This window comes from Silanimonas algicola, from assembly GCF_054777375.1.
The window spans coordinates 1,045,941-1,063,952 of record NZ_BAAHAS010000001.1 but is presented as its reverse complement, the minus strand read 5'-3'; the positions used below and the strand labels follow the sequence as shown (position 1 = coordinate 1,063,952).

17 protein-coding genes are annotated in these 18,012 nt (G+C 65.1%); 9 read left to right on the top strand and 8 right to left on the bottom strand.

Annotation, left to right across the window (positions count from 1 at the left end):
* Nucleotides 1–7 precede the first annotated feature (7 nt).
* The 5 genes from ACYVAK_RS04885 to ACYVAK_RS04865 form a co-directional block, all read right to left on the bottom strand.
* Entirely contained in the window at nt 8–658 is a 651-nt protein-coding gene (locus ACYVAK_RS04885) for an SHOCT domain-containing protein (RefSeq protein WP_461058521.1), read from the bottom strand.
* Nucleotides 645–2,999, bottom strand: coding sequence for an EcoAI/FtnUII family type I restriction enzme subunit R (gene hsdR, locus ACYVAK_RS04880; protein ID WP_461058519.1), 2,355 nt, complete (start codon nt 2,997–2,999; stop codon nt 645–647). Before hsdR ends, ACYVAK_RS04885 begins: the two co-directional genes overlap by 14 nt.
* Complete coding sequence (locus ACYVAK_RS04875; RefSeq protein WP_461058650.1) at nt 2,996–4,246, bottom strand: restriction endonuclease subunit S; 1,251 nt, start codon at nt 4,244–4,246, stop codon at nt 2,996–2,998. Before ACYVAK_RS04875 ends, hsdR begins: the two co-directional genes overlap by 4 nt.
* Nucleotides 4,246–5,700 carry a class I SAM-dependent DNA methyltransferase gene (locus ACYVAK_RS04870; protein WP_461058517.1) on the bottom strand — a complete coding sequence of 485 codons (1,455 nt, stop codon included), beginning with the start codon at nt 5,698–5,700 and terminating at the stop codon, nt 4,246–4,248. The genes ACYVAK_RS04875 and ACYVAK_RS04870 overlap by 1 nt, the downstream gene beginning before the upstream one ends.
* A gap of 93 nt (nt 5,701–5,793) precedes the next feature.
* Nucleotides 5,794–6,381, bottom strand: coding sequence for a recombinase family protein (locus ACYVAK_RS04865; protein ID WP_461058648.1), 588 nt, complete (start codon nt 6,379–6,381; stop codon nt 5,794–5,796).
* A gap of 268 nt (nt 6,382–6,649) precedes the next feature.
* Between ACYVAK_RS04865 and ACYVAK_RS04860 the strand changes: the two genes are divergently transcribed.
* The gene (locus ACYVAK_RS04860) at nt 6,650–7,123 is read left to right on the top strand and encodes an excisionase family DNA-binding protein (protein ID WP_461058515.1); all 474 of its coding nucleotides are present in this window, start codon (nt 6,650–6,652) and stop codon (nt 7,121–7,123) included.
* On the top strand, nt 7,123–7,707 hold the full coding sequence (locus ACYVAK_RS04855) for a PIN domain-containing protein (protein WP_461058513.1): 585 nt from the start codon (nt 7,123–7,125) through the stop codon (nt 7,705–7,707). The genes ACYVAK_RS04860 and ACYVAK_RS04855 overlap by 1 nt, the downstream gene beginning before the upstream one ends.
* A gap of 255 nt (nt 7,708–7,962) precedes the next feature.
* On the opposite strand, the gene ACYVAK_RS04850 is transcribed toward ACYVAK_RS04855, so the two are convergent.
* Nucleotides 7,963–8,250, bottom strand: coding sequence for a hypothetical protein (locus tag ACYVAK_RS04850; RefSeq protein ID WP_461058654.1), 288 nt, complete (start codon nt 8,248–8,250; stop codon nt 7,963–7,965).
* Here ACYVAK_RS04850 and ACYVAK_RS04845 point away from each other — a divergent pair.
* The 3 genes from ACYVAK_RS04845 (at nt 8,212) to ACYVAK_RS04835 (ending at nt 11,690) form a co-directional block, all read left to right on the top strand.
* The gene (locus ACYVAK_RS04845) at nt 8,212–8,820 is read left to right on the top strand and encodes a WYL domain-containing protein (RefSeq protein ID WP_461058646.1); all 609 of its coding nucleotides are present in this window, start codon (nt 8,212–8,214) and stop codon (nt 8,818–8,820) included. The two genes, ACYVAK_RS04850 and ACYVAK_RS04845, sit on opposite strands and share 39 nt — an antisense overlap.
* Nucleotides 8,821–9,171: 351 nt before the next feature.
* Nucleotides 9,172–10,422: a hypothetical protein gene (locus ACYVAK_RS04840; RefSeq protein ID WP_461058511.1), complete on the top strand. Its 1,251-nt coding sequence runs from the start codon at nt 9,172–9,174 to the stop codon at nt 10,420–10,422.
* A gap of 11 nt (nt 10,423–10,433) precedes the next feature.
* Nucleotides 10,434–11,690 (top strand): hypothetical protein, encoded by a 1,257-nt coding sequence (locus tag ACYVAK_RS04835; RefSeq protein WP_461058509.1) that lies wholly within the window; start codon nt 10,434–10,436, stop codon nt 11,688–11,690.
* A gap of 218 nt (nt 11,691–11,908) precedes the next feature.
* Here the strand turns inward: ACYVAK_RS04835 and ACYVAK_RS04830 are convergent, their stop codons facing one another.
* The gene (locus ACYVAK_RS04830) at nt 11,909–12,823 is read right to left on the bottom strand and encodes a LytTR family DNA-binding domain-containing protein (protein WP_461058507.1); all 915 of its coding nucleotides are present in this window, start codon (nt 12,821–12,823) and stop codon (nt 11,909–11,911) included.
* A 180-nt stretch (nt 12,824–13,003) separates the two neighbouring features.
* Here ACYVAK_RS04830 and ACYVAK_RS04825 point away from each other — a divergent pair, with 180 nt between their 5' ends.
* The 3 genes from ACYVAK_RS04825 to ntrC are packed head-to-tail and all read left to right on the top strand — an operon-like array spanning nt 13,004 to nt 16,685.
* Entirely contained in the window at nt 13,004–14,182 is a 1,179-nt protein-coding gene (locus ACYVAK_RS04825; protein ID WP_461058505.1) for an acyltransferase family protein, read from the top strand.
* Nucleotides 14,183–14,217: 35 nt separating this feature from the next.
* Complete coding sequence (locus ACYVAK_RS04820; RefSeq protein WP_461058503.1) at nt 14,218–15,258, top strand: two-component system sensor histidine kinase NtrB; 1,041 nt, start codon at nt 14,218–14,220, stop codon at nt 15,256–15,258.
* Nucleotides 15,255–16,685, top strand: a complete 1,431-nt coding sequence (gene ntrC / locus ACYVAK_RS04815) for a nitrogen regulation protein NR(I) (RefSeq protein ID WP_461058501.1) — start codon at nt 15,255–15,257, stop codon at nt 16,683–16,685. Before ACYVAK_RS04820 ends, ntrC begins: the two co-directional genes overlap by 4 nt.
* Here the strand turns inward: ntrC and ACYVAK_RS04810 are convergent.
* A complete protein-coding gene (locus tag ACYVAK_RS04810; RefSeq protein ID WP_461058498.1) occupies nt 16,682–17,476 on the bottom strand; it encodes a bestrophin-like domain in 795 nt (264 codons plus the stop codon). The genes ntrC and ACYVAK_RS04810 overlap by 4 nt on opposite strands.
* A 62-nt stretch (nt 17,477–17,538) precedes the next feature.
* Here ACYVAK_RS04810 and ACYVAK_RS04805 point away from each other — a divergent pair, with 62 nt between their 5' ends.
* Nucleotides 17,539–18,012: a GNAT family N-acetyltransferase gene (locus tag ACYVAK_RS04805; RefSeq protein WP_461058496.1), complete on the top strand. Its 474-nt coding sequence runs from the start codon at nt 17,539–17,541 to the stop codon at nt 18,010–18,012.

Genomic DNA, 18,012 nt, shown 5'->3' with positions numbered 1-18,012 from the left:
CAATTGGCTACAAGTCTTCGATGATCTTCTTGCGCGCCTCCTCATACTCGCCCTTGGATATCGCGCCGCCCTCAAGCAGTGCATCAAGCTCGCGTAGGCGTTCCGTGACTGTCCGACTCTGCATAGAAGCTGTGCCTTGCAAGCTAATCGTCCCGCCATCCCTTAGGCTTGGCGATGCATTCAACCTCCATTGGTCGCGATCAAAGCGGTATTCGCCTCGAGCCAGGCTGATAACCTCAACCCTGGAACCAACAGAAGACATCCTCTGAAGTGCGGATTCATAGATCCGCTTATCCATCGCGGGGCCGCGGATGATCAGACTTCCATCGCCGGAGACTTCTGGGTAGTACCCCGATACGGTTCGCCCATCACTTGTAACGCCGGTCGCCGGGAACACTCGAATGGATGAGGTCCAGTAGTCCAGCGCGAACCGCTGCGTTAGCGTGAAGCCCCGGATTGGCCCGTCAATGTCTTCAATGGGCGACTCGCGGCGGCCATCGAGCATGGCGTCATATGCCGCTTGGAAAACCGCTCGCTCGTCGTCGGTGACGAACAGAAATGCAGGTTCGGAAGACTTGGCCGTAGGGCTGCGATGTGTGGCACACGCTGCCAATGTGAGCGTGAGGACAACCAGCAGAAGATGCCTAAGCGTGCGCATTTGCAGCCTCCATTCCATTTGAGTACAGATGTTTCTGGGCTTCCAAGAACAGTGTTCTAACTACTTCAGGCCGACCCAGCTCGCTGAATGCATTGCTAGTGGCGCCATATCGAAGCTCGAGCAGCAGCTTGAGACGACTCGAAGCCAGTTCATCAATGCCGCGATCGACGTACTGCGCCAGCAGGAACTCGATGAAGGCCCCCTGTTTGTCAGACACTGACTTCAGGGTAGCCGCCTTGGCCGCTTCCGCACGATCGAGGCGTGGGACTGGCGCGGCTGCGAAAGCCACATAGGCGAGGACGTCGAAGAGATCGCTATCCTGAGCTTCGACGGCCTTTTGCATTTCTGAGAGGGCTTCGCGACTGAACCCTCGCTCTGCTAGCCCATCGATAAGGCGCTGACGGGTGTCCGGGTCACTCCACAGCTTCCTAAGCTCATCCTCGTCCTTGAAGAACTCGGGCAGGATGCCGAACAGTGACTCAAGGAACTGCGCAGCAGACATCTGTCGTCCGTCGGCGCTCCAAAAAGTCGTCGCTGCCATGTGCTGGAGCTTGCGGACTTTTCCGTCCGCTAGCCTGACAGTGACTCGCTCCGGTCTGGCCGTGGGGGGCGAGCCGGGCGGTGTGGTCGTAAGGCCGTCGTCGCCGTCCCTTTTCCCGCGAGGTTTGGTTGGCGGCTCTGGATCAGCCGGCTCGCCGTCCCATTCGGGATCGTTGAAGTGCTGATGCGCCTTCACGAAGTCGTAGATCGTGAAGTAGTCCTTGCCGTCGTACAGGCGTGTGCCCCGGCCAATGATCTGCTTGAACTCGATCATCGAGCCGACGGGGCGCATCAGCACGATGTTTCGCACGTTCCGCGCATCCACTCCCGTGGAAAGCTTCTGCGACGTGGTCAGGATGGTCGGGATCGTCTTTTCGTTGTCCTGGAAGTCGCGAAGCGACTGATCGCCTAGCTTCCCATCGGCTGCCGTCACGCGGACACAGTAGTTGGGGTCTTTGACAGTCTTGACCTGATTGATCAGGTCGCGCACGAGTAGCGCGTGGTTCTGGGTGGCGCAGAAGACGATGGTCTTCTCGTTCGGGTCGATCATCTCCATCAGCAGCTTGACCCGATAGGCCTCGCGCTCAGGGATGATGATGATCCGGTTGAAGTCGCTTTCGGTGTAGCGCTTTCCCGCTTCTACCTCGCCGTCAATGACGGAATCATCGGGGGTATAGGTGTAGTCATCGATCGTTGTCGCGATCTGCTTAACCTTGAAAGGCGTCAAGAATCCATCGTTGATACCGTCCTTCAGCGAGTACGTGTAAACCGGCTCGCCGAAGTAGGCGTAGGTGTCGGCATTCGTCTTGCGCTTGGGCGTCGCGGTGAGGCCCAACTGCACCGCCGGCTTGAAGTACTCCAGGATGGCGCGCCATTGCCCTTCGTCGTTGGCGCCGCCGCGGTGGCACTCGTCGATGATGATGAAATCGAAGAAGTCGGGCGGGTACTCACCGAAGTACGGCGAATCGCCCGGGCCGCTCATGAAGGTCTGGAAGATGGTGAAGAAGATGCTGCCGTTCATCGGCACATTGCCCCTTCGCCGAATCTCGTCTGGGTCGATTCGGATCAAGCTGCCAGGAGACCGCTGCTCGAATGCCGAGAACGCGTTGTAGGCCTGATCGGCCAGAATGTTCCGGTCCGCCAGAAACAGAATGCGCGGGCGACGCGTTGGCTCTTCGCTGGTCTTCCAGTCGGCCAAGTTCCAGCGGCTCTGATACAGCTTCCACGCCAACTGAAACGCAATAAAGGTCTTGCCCGTGCCGGTGGCCAAGGTGAGCAGGATGCGGTCCTTGCCCTCTGCAATCGACGCGAGCACGCGGCTAATGGCGGTGTCTTGGTAGTAGCGCCCCTGCCAGCTACCTCCATGATCCTCGAACGGAATGGAAGCGAAGCGATCACGCCAGGCATTGGCTTCGGCAAAGGTCTTCGCCCAAAGCGCGTCCGGGCTGGGGAAGGCGGCAACGTCGCCCTCGGTGCCGGTCGCCATGTCGACCGCATAGATCGCTTGGCCGTTGGTGGCGTAGGTGAAACGCACTGAAAGCTTGGCGGCGTAGCTCTTGGCTTGGCCGACGCCCTCGGTATGCGGCTTATCCCACGCTTTGGCCTCGATGACGGCCAGCTTGGTGTTTCGATAGACCAGCACATAGTCGGCAATTTCGGCCCGGGTGCGCTTGCCGCCGGCCTGCAGACGGCCTTGGGTGATGCCGTGCTCGCGCAGCACGCGGCTGCCCTCAACCACGCCCCAGCCGGCGGCCTTAAGCGCAGGATCGATGTGCTCGGCGCGGGTCTCGGCTTCGTTCATGCCACCGCTTCCAGTTGATGATCAGTGGACTTGGCCGTGAGTTGGCCGGTGAAGGCCTGGTGCAGCAGGGACCTCTTTAGTTCGTCTAGTGCAGCTAGCTTTCGCTGATTGACCAGTGCTAGCTCTTCGCATGCGACTATAAGAGCATCGAGCGAAGACGCGACTTTCAGTTGCTCGGCCAAAGTAGTCGGGAACGCGACCCGCACTGCACCGATCTTGCTTGGTGACGTGTGTCTGACTTTTACGCCGGAGGCACTGGCATGGATCTCGGAACGCACACGCCCCAAGTTGAAGACGTGAAAGAAAAACGCGTTTGACCAGACGACGCCTGGTTTGCCAACGACAAGGCCGAGCCGTTGGTTATGTAGGTATCGATCTGACTCCGGCACAAGCAGTGGACTGCCCAAGAGTCCGGCCGCCTGCTCTGTCATGGCAACAAGCAGATCCCCCTCGGAGAGAACAAAGTCCTGAGGGATCGCGCCCACGAAATACTTCTGCTTCCCACCTCGGTCGCGATAGCCGCCTGACTCGTAGTAGTTACCCGGTGTAAGCAGCACGTAGTCGCCATCCTGCGCGAAGAACTCTCCCTCAAAGGCGTATCCATGCTTGATTTCACAAAGATCACGCAGCGGCGCTGATGCCCAGCCCGGTGCAGTGCCAGCCAGCATCATTTCACGGTTGTTGCGAAATACCTCCCGCGCATTCTGCAGGTTCTTCTCGGCATTGGCCTTGGCGATGGCGATGGCCTCGAACGCTTCGTCGAGGATGGCGACGATGCGGCGCTGCTCTGGGAGAGGCGGCATCCCAAATGTGACCGCCCGAACCTGATCAGTGATGAGTCGATGCACGGTGGCACCTCTGCTGACGAGTGCCAGCAGTTCCGGCATCTTGGATTCGAGAAGGTAATAGAGGAACCAAGAGTCAATAGAGCCCCGAGGGCAAAGAGCCTTTATGTCTTGGTTCAATGCCAATGCTTTGCCAGCAACAGCAATCGGGACGGTACGCGCCAATATTCCTGATCGCACAACCATCAGAACCGCGCCGGGTTCGACTATCGAGGTTGCGCTGGAAGTAACCGCCGCTGCACTAATGTGATCAATCGAGTCCGCCACCACTTTGGACTTCATGTCCTTGGGCGAGACCCATGGGATGTCGCCGCGCCAGTAGTTTTCGACTGCCTTCGACGGCGTGCCTCCGCCGCGGAACTCACAAACGCTCCCTAGAGATGTGATCCGCCACCCATCCATCACGCCACCAGCTCCCTGATCGTGGCCAAGGCCTCGGCGCTTTCGGCATCGAGTGCCGCGATCTCGTCAAGAATTTCCTGCGGCGTGCGCAGCACTACTTCATCGCTGCCGTTCGGGTTCTTCACCGACAGGTCGAAGGTCGCGGCATCAACGCTGGCCACATCGATCGACCAGCTTTTCTCCGAGTCCGCGAAGGTCTTCTGTAGCTCGATGAACTCGACCAGATCGTCGTCGTTAAGCGGGTTGGTCTTGCCCATGTTGCGGCCCGGGTTCAGTTGGTAAAACCAGACCTTGCGCGAGGGCGCACCTTTCTCGAAGAACAGCACCACCGTCTTCACGCCAGCGCCCAAGAACGTTCCACCGGGGCAATCCAGCACTGTGTGCAGATTGCAGCTTTCCAACAGGAGCTTGCGGATGCTGGTGCTAGCGTTGTCGGTGTTACTCAAGAACGTGTTCTTGATGACGATGGCCGCACGGCCACCCGCCCTCAGCGTCTTGATGAAGTGCTGCATGAAAAGGAAGGCCGTTTCCCCGGTTTTGATGGGGAAGTTCTGCTGAACCTCCTTGCGCTCCTTACCGCCGAAGGGCGGGTTGGCCAGCACAATGTCGTAGCGGTCTTTGTCCTGAATGTCGTTAAGGTTCTCGCCCAGCGTGTTGGTGTGCAGGATGTTGGGCGCCTCAATGCCATGCAGGATCATGTTCATGATCGCGATGACGTAGGCGAGGCTCTTTTTCTCCTTGCCGTAGAACGTGGCCGTCTGCAGGGTCTGCAGGTCTTGCGCCTTGGTCGCCTGCGGGCGGAGGTGGTCGAAGGCCTCGCAAAGGAAGCCCGCCGAGCCGCAAGCACCGTCGTAGATGCGCTCACCGATCTTAGGGTCGAGCACCTTGATCATGGCGCGGATGAGCGGGCGCGGCGTGTAGTACTCGCCGCCGTTGCGCCCGGCGTTGCCCATGTTCTTGATCTTGGCTTCGTACAGGTGCGAGAGCTCGTGCTTCTCGGTCTGTGAGCGGAAGCGCAGCTCATCGACTAGGTCGAGCACATCGCGCAGGTTGTAGCCGCTTTGGATCTTGTTCTTTATCTCGCCGAACACCTCACCGATCTTGTACTCGATGGTGTTCGGCCCTGAGGCGCGCTGCCTGAAGCCGGCCAGGTAGGGGAACAGCTTTTGGTTGACGAAGTCCCGCAGATCGTCGCCCGCCAGCGCCTTTTTGTGGTCAATACGCCCTTGGGCATCTTTCGGTGCTGCCCACTTCGACCAGCGGAACTCCGGGGCAAGGATGTAATCGTAGCTGCGCCCCTCCAGCGCGGCCTCGTCAGCCTTGGCAAACTCAAGGTCGTCGAGGTACTTGAGGAATAGCAACCACGACGTTTGCTCCGTGTAGTCGAGCTCGCTGACGCAGCCAGCATCCTTGAAGAGGATGTTGTCGATGTTCTTGAAGGTCTGTTCAAACAAGGCGCAAATCTCCATCGCTCGGCAACCTAGCGGCTGCCGACGGAACGGTGTTGAAGGAGTAGGTCGCGGGGCAGTCGTCCATGAGCGCTCCAATTACGCGGCGGGGCGAGGGGCTTCCGTAGAGAGGCCCTCCCTGGCCAGAGAGGCATTTAGGGTGACACGGCTGACGCCGAAGTGCTTTGCCACCTCGGCCTTCGTGATCGCTGAGTCCGAGAGCATGGCGGCGGCTTTTCGGACGTCAGCCTTGCTCATGGCGGCCTTCCTACCACCCTTGCGCCCTCGAGCCCTTGCTGCGGCCAGGCCGGCGAGGGTTCGCTCACGGATGAGGCTTCGCTCGAACTCCGCCAAGGCGCCGAAGATGTGGAAGATGAGACGCCCGCCGGCGCTGGTCGTGTCGATGGTCTCTGTGAGTGACCGGAACCCGATGCCTCGCCGCTCCAGGTCGTGGATGAGTTCGACCAGGTCCTTGACCGATCGGGCCAGTCGGTCGAGCTTCCACACCACCAGCGTGTCGCCCTGCCTGAGTGTTCGCAGGCAAGCCATCAGTTCCGGTCTTTCTCGCAAGACTCCAGTCGCCTTGTCGGAGAACACTTGCTCGCAGCCGGCCCGGTGGAGGGCGTCGAGCTGGAGCTCAGGGTTCTGGTCCTGCGTGCTGACACGGGCGTAGCCGATGATCATCAGACGTACCTTTGGTGTACGTTGATTGTTTTACGAGAATCTTTCGGTTCTGGCAAGCCGATTGGGGCTGCGGCGGGGCGTCGCGGCGGATCGAAAGAAAACGGTGGTTTGCTTTGCGATCTGCCGTCTCTCAGCGCTTGTGCTCTCGCCCAAGTCCGACACTGAGTGACGTTTGAACGTGTCCATACTACGCGTTGCAGATGGTGCATTTAGTGCACATACTGCGTTTGCTGAGGGGTGTGGACGGAAGTGCCCCCTAGAGGAGAAAGCCATGACAAACATTGAAGAACGCACTCGTCGACTGAAGCCTGCCGATATGACGCCGGGCGAGCTCGAGATGGCTCGTGTTGCCCATAGATGCATCGGCGAGTCTCTCGACAGAGCACGAGCGGCTTCCATAAAGCTGATCAGTGAAGATGGTGAGCTTCCGCCTGTGGAACTGCCAACGAAGGCTCTTCGTCTGATTGGCGAAGTTCTTGGAGCGCTTAGTGAGCGGCAGGCCGTGACGGTAGTTTCCGGCAAGCGGGAAATGACGACTGTAGAGGCCGCCAACTATCTTCATGTCTCACGCCCCTTCGTTATCCGTGAGATCGAAGCAGGTCGACTTCCTCATCGAATGGTTGGAACCCACCGGCGAATTCAGTTCGACGATCTGCACACGTACAAGCAGAGGATGGTGGCAGGCCAGAAAGAAGCGCTGAGGAAGCTCTCTCAGATGGCTGATGAGCTAAATCTGGACTATTGATGGCGGGTCATGCGCGCTATACGGCAGTCTTGGACGCATGCGTCCTTTATCCCGTCTCAGTCGCTGACGCATTGATCAGCTTTGCGGTGGCGCAGCTGTATGCCGCCAAGTGGACAGTCGAGATAGAAGGCGAGTGGATCCGAAACCTGGCGAAGAATCGCCCTGATCTCCATGTTGAGAAGCTCGAGCGCCGTCGAGATTTGATGCGTGATGCCATACCGGACTGGGAAGTCCCAATCCGCTCATACGGCGCGCTCGTCTCCGGTCTGAGCTTGCCGGATCCTCGCGACGTACACGTCCTAGCGGCTGCCATTGCCGGGCACGCTGACTGCATCGTCACAATAAACATCAAGGATTTTCCCGCGGATGTTCTTGAGGCGCATGGTCTTTGCGCACTTCATCCGGACGACTTTTTGATCGCGCAGATGGATCTTGATCCCATCATCGCGCTGGCCACCATGAAGGAAATGCGCTCGCGATCGAAAAATCCACCGCTATCGCCAGACGAGTTCGCAGCAGCCTTCGAGCGTAATGGGATGGTTCTGATGGCCGAAAGGCTCCGCGAGGCTGCTGAGCTGATCTGACAGAGGCTCAACTATGGGCGTGTTCTCGATCGTGAATCGAGCTGCTCAACAATCCTCATGGCTTCCAAGATGTCGATGTGGGGGTGTGGTCGCCAGCTAAGGACTCGCTGTGCGTGCAAATGCATTCCGTGGAGAGTCTCTTCCCTGTTCATTGAGGCTACAAAAAGAGTGCAAAAGGGAGATCGGTGATCACGTATGCAGCAAGCAGTTATCTCCTGCACTCACTGCGGGAAGAAAAACCGATTGCCCGAATGCTCAATCATTGAAAGGGCAAACTGTGGTGCGTGTGGCCGTGCGATCCTTGATGGACTGGGTAGAGGAAAAACATGCCTTGTCTGCATCAAGGCAGCTTCGAAAGAGATCGGTCTTTCGAACGGGCACGTTGTGCACGCCTCGTGTCTCGAGCATCTCCATGCGCTCATTGCTCAGCTTGAGACTCATCTCGGAGCCAAGCTTGCGGAGCGGAATCGACTTCTTGAGCAGACCAATTCTCTCGCGCACAGGGTGTTGGGCTTCCTTCGCCGCTCGAAAGACGATGACCAAGCTTCTAGACGATTGCTGGAGCTAGAAGAAGAGGCAGGGGGGCTGTCAAATCGGCTACGCCTTGCGAAGGAGAGACTAGCGTCAATCTACGACTTTTTCTTGACGTACCCGCCGGACTGGAGTGAGAGACGAGCGTTGTTGGTTGGCTTACATGGTGAGCAATGCTCGAAGTGCGGCGAGACTTGGGGTCTTCAGGTTCATCATCTGAAGCCTCTTGCTTTTGGCGGTAGCAACCAACTCACGAACTTGACCATCCTATGTGGAGATTGCCACTCCATGGAGCACGGAGGTCGAGACTTGTCGGGGACCTTTGTCCAACGCGATACGGCCTTTTCGAAGCGGGTCGCCGAGATTCAACTAGCAGTTGATCGCGGGGCCAGAATTGAATTCCTTTATCGAAAGCCTGGCGAAGATCACTTCGAAAAACGGACAATTCGCCCCGTGGGACTGGAGAGTGTTTCGCACAAGCATGATTCCGGGTTCACGCTTTGTGTGGCGGGCTACTGCGAGTTAAGGAAATCCGAGCGAAAGTTTGCGCTTGCTCGCATGAAGCGCTTGCGGATCATCTAGCGCAGCCCAAGGCAATGTGTACCCATTCTTCCTTCTGATCTGGAACTGAGTCGTCAGTGTCTTATTGAGACGCTGGATAGTTCAGCAGTCTTTTCTCGACTGCAGAAACGATCGCAGCTACGCTTGTTCATTGAAGGCATTGCTTCTGAGCGTACTCCCTCGACATCTTTAGACATTCCCGGCTGACCATCGCGCGGTGCCGGCGGGGGAGCGCCGGCACTTCGACAACGGACGTCGACGGAGGCGGCCCGCGCAAGCGGGCCGTTTTCGTTCATGGCGATACCGGGCCGCAACGACATCGTGCGCCTTGGTACGCTGCGTCGCCCCCCTCCCGCAATCAAGGACGACACCATGTCGACCGTCTGGCGTTGGCTCTCCCGCGTGCTTTCCGTGATCGCTCTGTTGATCGGCGTCGTGCTGGCGCTCTACGCCTACGGCCGCCTCACGACGCCCACGCCTTCGCAGCGCGAAGCCTTGGCGCTGATGCAGGCGCGCGCACCGCTGCCGGAAGGCGAGAACGGCTTCCCGCTGCTGATGGCCTCGCCGCCGCCCGAAGGCGAGTGGCCTGGCACGTTGAACTGCCGAGGCGAGGGCGCGTCCTGCCTCGACGCCGTGCAATCGGCACCGGAGGCCCACGAGGCGGCCCTGCAGGCCAATGCCGCCGCGCTGGACGCCGCCGAGCGCGCGCTGCGTGCGCCGGTGTTCCGCAACCCCGACGCGACGCCCGCACCCGAGGACGCATTGCCGCCGTTCCAGATCCTGATGCGTCTGCCGGCGCGTCGAGCCTTCGATTTCGCGGCGGGCCGCGAGCCGGAGGCGCTCGATGCCGCGTGCCGGGATGCGGGTGATTTCGCACGCTGGTCGCGGGAGCAGGACAGCCTGATCCACGCGATGATCGCCGTCGCCGGCTTCCGCCAAAGCGCTCCGCTGATCGCCGAGATGCGGGCCCGTTCGCCGGGCGTCGCTTTGCCGGCATCCTGCGTTGCGCTCGCGGAAGCGCCCGATGTCGCGGCGGAGGGATTGATCTGCGACGGCGTCCGGGTCGAATGGCGCATGATCGATCGCATGAGCGCGTCGGTGATCGATCACGTGCCGGAGGCGCAGCGTTCTGGCGCGCATTGGCCGCACAGCCCGGAGCAGTTCTCCGCCCGCAGCGCAGAGCGGATGGCCGGCTACTGCGGGCCTGCGGCGGTCGACGCCGCTTTCCGCGACGACATCGACGGCGTGAGCCTCGATGTGCCGCCGCGGGCCATCGATCGCCTGAGTTTCCCGGTCTCGCACATCCTCGGCCAGATCGCCGGTGGGCCGATGTACGCCGACTACTGGGAGCGCCAGCTCGACCATGTCGCGCGCCGCCGCCTGCTCGCGGCCTTGCTGCAGATGGACGCGATGCCGGCCGGTCTTTCGAACGCCGAGCGCTTCGCCGCGCTTCCCGCCGAGTTGCGCGATGGGCCGCGCCCGCTGCGATTCGATGCCGGGGCGAACACGCTCGGCGTGGCCCTTCGCGGCCGCCAGCATGATGGCGCACCCGGCAACGAGGCGCGGCTGATGCTGCCATTGGTGTCGCCGGCGGCCCCGTTGGCCGTCGCCACGGCCCCATGAGGAGCCGGCCGATGTCCCTTGCTTGGCGCTGGTTGTCCCGACTGCTGCTGGCCCTTCTCGCCCTGATCCTTCTGCTCGCCGCGATCTGGACCTATGGGCGCCTGACCTCGCCGACCGCGTCGCAACAGTCAGCGATCGACCTGATGCAGCGCGACGAGCCCGGCCAGGGCGAAAACGGCTTCGAGTTGCTGATGGCGCTGCCGCCGGGCCCGGAGGGCGGTCTCCCCGCCGCGTTGCGCTGCGACGAACGGGCCTCGTGCATCGCCGCCATCGAGGCAGCGCCGGAAGCCAGTGCCGTAGCGATCGAAGCGTCGCGCGAGCGATTGGAGGCCGCCGCCCGCGCGCTGCGCGCGCCGGTGTACCGCGATCGCCGCACCACGGCGGACATCATGGTCAACGTTCCTGCCTACGAGCCCGTCACCAGCATCGACGCCCTGCGGGCTTTCCAGTTCAGCACCGGCCAGACGGCCGAGGCGCTCGATGCGGCGTGCACCGATACCTTGGGTGCGGTGCGCTGGGCGACGAACCCGGACGTCCTGACCGACGCCATGATCGGAATCGCCATCGTCCATCAGAACGCGCACCTGATCGCCGACATGCGGCGGCGAGCGCCCAGCGACCCGCTGCCGTCGAGCTGTCGTGCGCTGGCCGAAGCCCCGGACCCCGCCGTCGAAGGCACGGTGTGCAACGCGCTTCGCGGCGAGTGGCACTACCAGCGCAGGATGTTCCCGGAGCTGGCGCGCCAGATGGCCGAGTCGCTGGAATGGCATTGGTCCAAGCCGATCAACCCCATCGTCAGCGACATCGATTGGCAGCTGGCCGCCAGTGCCCAGCACTTTGCTTCGGCCTGCAGCGAGGAGGCGCGTCGCGCCGCGGCCGAGGACCGCCCCCATGCGCTGGTGGCTCCGCCACTGCGCTGGGTCGATCGCATCGCGTTCGCGAGCTCCGCCGTGCTGATGGATATCGCGACGCCCGCCTATCGTGACTACAGCGAGCGCCAGCTCGACTACGTGGCCATGCGTCGCTTGCTCTCCGCCTTCCTGCAGATGGAAGGGATGCCCGTCGGTCTTTCAAACGCCGAGCGTTTCGCCGGGCTTCCCGCCGAACTGCGCGGAGGGCCTAGGCCGCTGGTTTTCGACGGGACGGTCAACGCCATTTCGGTGCCGCTGCGTTCCCGGCGATACGAGCGGAACAACAACGTGTTGCATCTCGCCGTGCCGGATCGTCCCGCCGCTGTCCGTGATGGCGCGAACGCGCCATCGACATGACGCCGATGGCGCGCGGTTGGTCGTTGCCCGTGGTCGCGGCCGTCGCGCGGTCGCTTGCCGCATGTGCCGCGCACCCCGGTGCCGCCCGCTGGCCGCGTGGTCGCCGTCGCCGAGCCACGATGCTCGGCAGGCGCAGCTCATCGTCCTGCACCACGCGAAGATGGCATCGTTCGACGAGGCCTGGCGCACGCTGAAGTCGTCGAACGACCAAGGGTGCGTCAGCCCTTGATCCGATCCTTCAGTTGGCTGCGGTAGCGGCGGCTGCAGGGCACGAGCAGCCCGGAATTCAGCTGCACGCTCGCTTCGCCGCCCTCGCCCGACGACACCGACGCGATCGCATCGATGCGGACGATCGCGCTGCGGTGCACGCGCAGGAAGCGTTCGGCGTCGAGCTGCGCCTCGAGCTGCGCCATCGTGCTGCGCAGCGGGTATACGGCGCCTCCCACGTGGAGGTTGGCGTAGTTGCCGCTGGCCAACGCCGCATCGATCCGGTCGGCGTCCACGATGAACTCCCGCCCCAGCTTGCGGACGACGAAGCGCTGGGGATGGCGGGCGTCGGTCGGGGCTGAGGCGGGTCGCTCGGCGTCGGATGCGGTGGCGAGGGCCTGGACGTCCGGCTCGTGCAGCAGCCGGGCCTCACCCTGCGCCAGGCGCATCAGTGCCCGTGAGTAGTGGAACACCAACACCAACAAGGCGTAGCTCCGCGCGTCCTTCAGGTACTCGTAGAGCAGCTCGCGCGGCCACTCGCCGAAGTCGTAGTTCGCGCCCTGCCAGGCGTACACCGCCTCGCGCATCGCCACCATGCCGCCCACGTGCAGCAGGCAGTAGGCGATCGACAGGCCCGCGTGGAACGCGAGATGGCGCCGCAGTTGGCCCCAACGCAGCGGCCAGCGCGCCTCGGCCCAGCCGACCAGCGCGACCAGCATCAGCGAGGACAGCGCGCTCGTGCCTTGCCAGGTCGGGATCTCCCAGGGCGCGGTCGCGATGCCGAGCCGTGTGTACTCCATCTGCATCGTTCGCGTCTCGAACCATCCGCTCAGCGCGTAGATCGCCGTCCAGACGAGGACGGCGACCAGGAGGGGGCGGCGGTGGAGCGCGAGGAGTGCGCGTTCCAGCAGGGGGGCAGGAGGCATCAGCGCAGTCTAGGCCGGCAGGCTTCTGGGATGACCGCTCTTCGTCCCCGAAGGCCCGCCCTTCGTCCCTCCGGCCGGTGTCGACGTGCAGGTCGTCCCCACCTCGTGACGTTGCGTCACATCCGTCGTCCGACTCGTGACTCGGGCCTGCACGCTGGCGCCTCACGTCCGGGAACGCCCATGCCTGCCGCCCACCGCCGCCACGACATCGACGCGCTCCGCGTGATCGCCTTCGGCCTGCTGGTGCTCTACCACGTGGGCCTCGTCTACGTGGCGGACTGGGACTACCACATCAAGTCCGCGCACCAGACCGCCTGGCTGGAGGTGCCGATGACGCTGCTCAACCGCTGGCGCATGCCCCTGCTGTTCCTCCTGTCGGGCATCGCCCTCGGCCTCGCGCGGCCGTGGTCGACGCCGTGGCGCGCCTTCGGCCAGCGCAGCCGCCGCCTGCTGCTGCCCCTCGTGGTCGGGATGCTGCTGGTGGTGCCGGTGCAGCCGTACATCGAAGCCCTGCGCGGCGGGCATGTGCCGCCGGGCTACCTCGACTTCCTGGGCCTTTACTTCGGCGGCCACCCCTGGCCCGAGGACGCCTTCGGCGGCTGGGCCTACGGCATCACCTGGAACCACCTGTGGTTCCTGCCCTACGCGTGGCTCTACGGTGCGCTCGCCTTGGCCGTGGCCTTCGTCTGGCGCTCCCGGGCCGGCCAGGCCGCCATCGCGGCCGTCCACCGTGCGCCACTGCCCGTGCTCTGGCTCGGGCTCGCGTTGCCCGCGGCCTTGGCGATGAACCTGTTGGCCGACGCCTGGCCCGATCGGAAGGACTTCTTTCCCGACCTCTACAACCATGCCCACTACGGTGCCGTCTTCCTGTTCGGCCTGTGGCTCGGTTCGGGCGATGGGGCCTGGGAAACCCTCCGGCGCGCGCGTTGGTGGAGCCTCGGGGCCGCGGTGGTGCTCGCGCTCGCCTACTTTCCTTGGCTGTTTGCCGTGGACGATCGCCTGCCGCCCTGGGAGGTCTGGAGCCTGCGCAGCCTGCGGGCCGGCTACATGGCGGCGGTGGTGCTGGCCGTGCTGGGTTGGGCGCGCCACGCCCTCGATCGGCGGTGGCCGGGCCTCGCCTATGCCAACGACGCCGTGCTGCCGTGGTACGTGGCCCACCAGAGCCTGATCGTGCCGCTCGCGTGGTGGGCGGGAGAGCGCGGCCTGGGGCCGGCGGCGGACGTCGCCGTGGTGCTCGGCGGAACCGCACTGGGCTGCCCCCTGCTTCACGAGTTCGCGGTCCGCCGCTGGGCGCCGATGCGCTGGGTCTTCGGGCTTCCGCGTCGACGCGGACGTCGGGCCGACGCCTCGGCCGGGTAGGTTCAAATGCCCGATCATGGTGCGATACTTCGGCCATGCCCGCCGACCTCGCCGCCTTCGATCGCCTCGCCACGCCGCTGTTCTGGCTGGACGCCGAGGGCCGCATCACGGCCTTGAACCCGGCCTTCGCCAGCTGGCTGGGGGTGAGCGCCCGCCGGCTGGTCGGCCTCGGCCTCGCCGAACTCGACGGCGGCGAGCGCATCGCGTCCGCCTTGCCGCGCGTGCCCCACGACGAGCAGGCGCTGCGCCTGCAGCGCGTGGGCCTGGGCTTCGGCGCCCTGGCCGCGCGCTTCGCCGACGTCTGGTGCGTGCGCGAAGGCGAGGGCGTGCGCGTCGAGCTGCACCCGGTCGAGGAGTTCCCCGGCGAAGACCCGGTCACCGCGCTGCCGCAGGCGCTCAGCGCCTCGCTGCGCGGCCTCGCGCACGAGCTGCGCAATCCGCTCGCGGGCTTGAAGGGCGCCGCGCAGCTGCTCTCGCGACGCACCAGCGATGCGGACAGCCGCGAACTCGTCGGCCTCATCGCCAGCGAGGTCGAGCGCCTCAACGGCCTCGTCGACCGCATCCTGCATCCCGCCGCGCCGCGGCCCTTCGAGCCGATGAACATCCACGCCGTGCTGGAGCGCGTGCGCCAGCTCGCCGAAGCCGAGGCCGGCTGGTCGGTGAAAGTGGTGCGCGACTACGACCCCAGCCTGCCCGACCTGTTGGGCGATGCCGATCGCCTGACGCAGGCGGTGTGGAACCTCGTGCGCAACGCGCTCGAGAGCGGCGCGACCACCGTTGGCTTGCGCACGCGCGCCGAGCACCAGGTGCTGATCGGCGATCGCAGCCATCGCCTCGCGGTGCGCGTCGAGGTGGGCGACGACGGCCGCGGTGTGCCCGAGGATCTCGTCGAGCGCCTGTTCCTGCCGCTGGTCTCGGGCCGTGCGGACGGCACCGGCCTCGGCCTGCCCTTGGCGCAGCAGATCGCGCGCGAGCATGGCGGCTCGCTGGCCTATCGATCGCGCCCGGGCCACACGGTGTTCACCGTGCTGCTGCCGCTGCCCGATCCCGATGAGGGCGCGGAGGCCGCGCCGTGAGCCCGCGCATCTTCGTCGTCGACGACGATCGCACCGTGCGCTTCGTTCTGGTCGAGGCCCTGCGCGATGCTGGCTTCGCCGTGCAGGCCTTCGACAGCGCCGATGCCGCGCTCGCCGCGCTGGCCGCCGGTGAACGCGCCGACCTCGTGTTCACCGACGTGCGCATGCCGGGCACCGGCGGCCTCGATTTCCTCGATGCTCTGCGCCGTCGCGACGCGACGCTGCCGGTCGTGGTGATGAGCGCCTACACCGATGTCGCGACCACGGCGGGCGCCTTCCGCGGCGGTGCGCGCGACTACCTGCCGAAGCCCTTCGACCTCGATGCGCCGGTGCAGCTCGCCCGCGACCTGCTCAAGGCGCGCGGGGGCGCCGTGGCGAAGGCGGCCGGGCCCGAGGCCTCGGCGCCCCAGGGTCCGCCGCAGCTGGTGGGCGGCAGCGCGCCGATGCGCGACCTGTTCCGCGCCATCGGCCGCTACGCGCAGCTGCCGCTGGCCGTGCTCGTCACCGGCGAGACCGGCACCGGCAAGGAGCTCGTCGCGCGCGCGCTGCACGCGGAATCGCCGCGCGCGCCGCGGCCCTTCGTCGCCCTCAACACCGCGGCCATCCCTGCCGAGCTGCTCGAATCCGAGCTGTTCGGCCACGAGGCCGGCGCGTTCACCGGCGCCACCAAGCGCCACGTCGGCCGCTTCGAGCAGGCCGATGGCGGCACGCTGTTCCTCGACGAGATCGGCGACATGCCCGCGGGCCTGCAGACGCGCCTGCTGCGCGTGCTGGCCGAAGGCGAGTTCTTCCGCGTCGGTGGGCGCGAACTGATCCGCGTCGACGTGCGGGTGATCGCCGCGACGCACCAGGATCTGGCCGCGCGCGTGCGCGAGGGCCGTTTCCGCGAGGACCTGCTGCACCGCCTCGACGTGCTGCGCCTCAGCCTGCCGCCGCTGCGCGAGCGTCGCGAGGACATTCCGCTGCTGGCGGCACGCTTCATCAACGAGGCGGCCCAAGCCATGGGCCTCGGCCCGCGGCGGCTCGCGACCGCGGCGATCGAACGCCTCCAGCAGCATGCCTTCCCCGGCAACGTGCGCGAGTTGCGCAACCTGTGCTTCCGTCTGGTGGCGCTCGCCGCCAGCGAGCGGATTCCCGCCGCGGCGGTCGATGCCGCGCTGCGCGACGCCGGCGTGGCGAACGCGGGCTCGGGCGAGCCCGACACCGCCTGGCGGCGGGCGCTCGAGGCCGCGGTGCAGGCGCGGCTGGCGCAAGGCACGCAGGGCTTCGCCGAGGCGCTGCGCGAGGCCTTCGACGAAACGCTGCTGGCTACCGCGCTCGCGCACCACCGCGGGCATCGCCAACGCGCCGCCGAACAGCTCGGCATCGGCCGCAACACCGTCGCCCGCAAGCTTGGCCCGGGGCGGCGCGGGCGCAAACCCGCCTAGCGGGCGGGAGCCGGCGCGGCCATCTGCTCGCGCAGTTCGAGCAGCACCACGTCGGCGCTGTCGATGCGCACGACGCCGAAACGCGGGTATTCGAGTTCGAGGATGGCGTACACGGTGCCGCCGATCACGAGCACGAAGACCGCGGCATGCAGCGGGCTGCGGCCACCCACGAGGCCGCGCGCGTGGCCGGCGAGCAGTGCGGAGAGCACGGCCGCCAGCACCAGCGCGATGAACACCACCGGATGCGGATGCATCATCCGCTCCATGCGCCGCGTGGTGGTGAGGTCGATCATGTCGTTGATCGGACCCAGCACCACGGCGGCGAGGGCGGGTTGGCCGCTGGCCTGCACGGCCGCCACGGACTGCCGCCAAAGCTCGGCTTGAAGTGCCTGCGTGCGCGTTTCGGCGCCGAAGGCGTTCGGGTCCTGGTCGCCGTGGCGGGTGGTGTCGATCCGCTCGTCGACGTAGCGCAGGAAGCCGGCACGGAGGTCGGCCTGTCCGGCGGACGGCAGCAGGTCGAGTCGCAGAAAGGCCGTGCCGATGGCGTTCGCTTCCGCGGCGATCAGCGCGCGACGCTCGTTGAAGCGTTCGGCGGCTCCGGAAAAGGTGAAGGCGATGAGCAGTCCGAGCAGGGCGAACACCGCGCCCTCGATGACGCCGAGGCCACCCTCCGCGGTGGCGCCGTCGCGCGCCCGCGCGCGTCGCCCGAGCCGGAAGCCGAGCTCCATGAATCCGGCGAGCAGCGCTGCGAGCGCCAGCACCGCCGCCGCCGACATTGCGATCCAGTCCATCCCGCGCTCCCACCCGTCGAGCCCCTAGTATGGCGGGCCACCCGCCGATCCCGAGCTCCCCGATGACGACGATCCGTCCCGCCACCGCCGCCGACCTCGAGACCCTCGCCTGTTGGGCCGAGGCCATGGCGCTCGAGACCGAAGGCAAGGTGCTCGACCCCGGGACGATCCGTGCCGGCATCGCGGCGGGCCTCGCGGACCCGGCGAAGGCGCGCTACTTCCTCGCCGAGCACGACGGCCGGCCCGCGGGCACGCTGATGCTCACCACCGAATGGAGTGACTGGCGCAACGGCTGGTGGTGGTGGATCCAGAGCGTCTTCGTCGCCACCGACGCGCGCCGCCTCGGGGTGTTCCGCGCGCTCTACGCGCACGTGGCGGCGGAGGCTCGGGCGACGCCGGGCGTCTGCGGGCTGCGCCTCTACGTCGAGAACGACAACCGGCGTGCGCAGGCCACCTATGCGGCGCTCGGCATGGACGACGCGCACTACCGCGTCTTCGAGGCGCCTGCCGCGAACCTCCGCGCCTCGCCGCCCTGA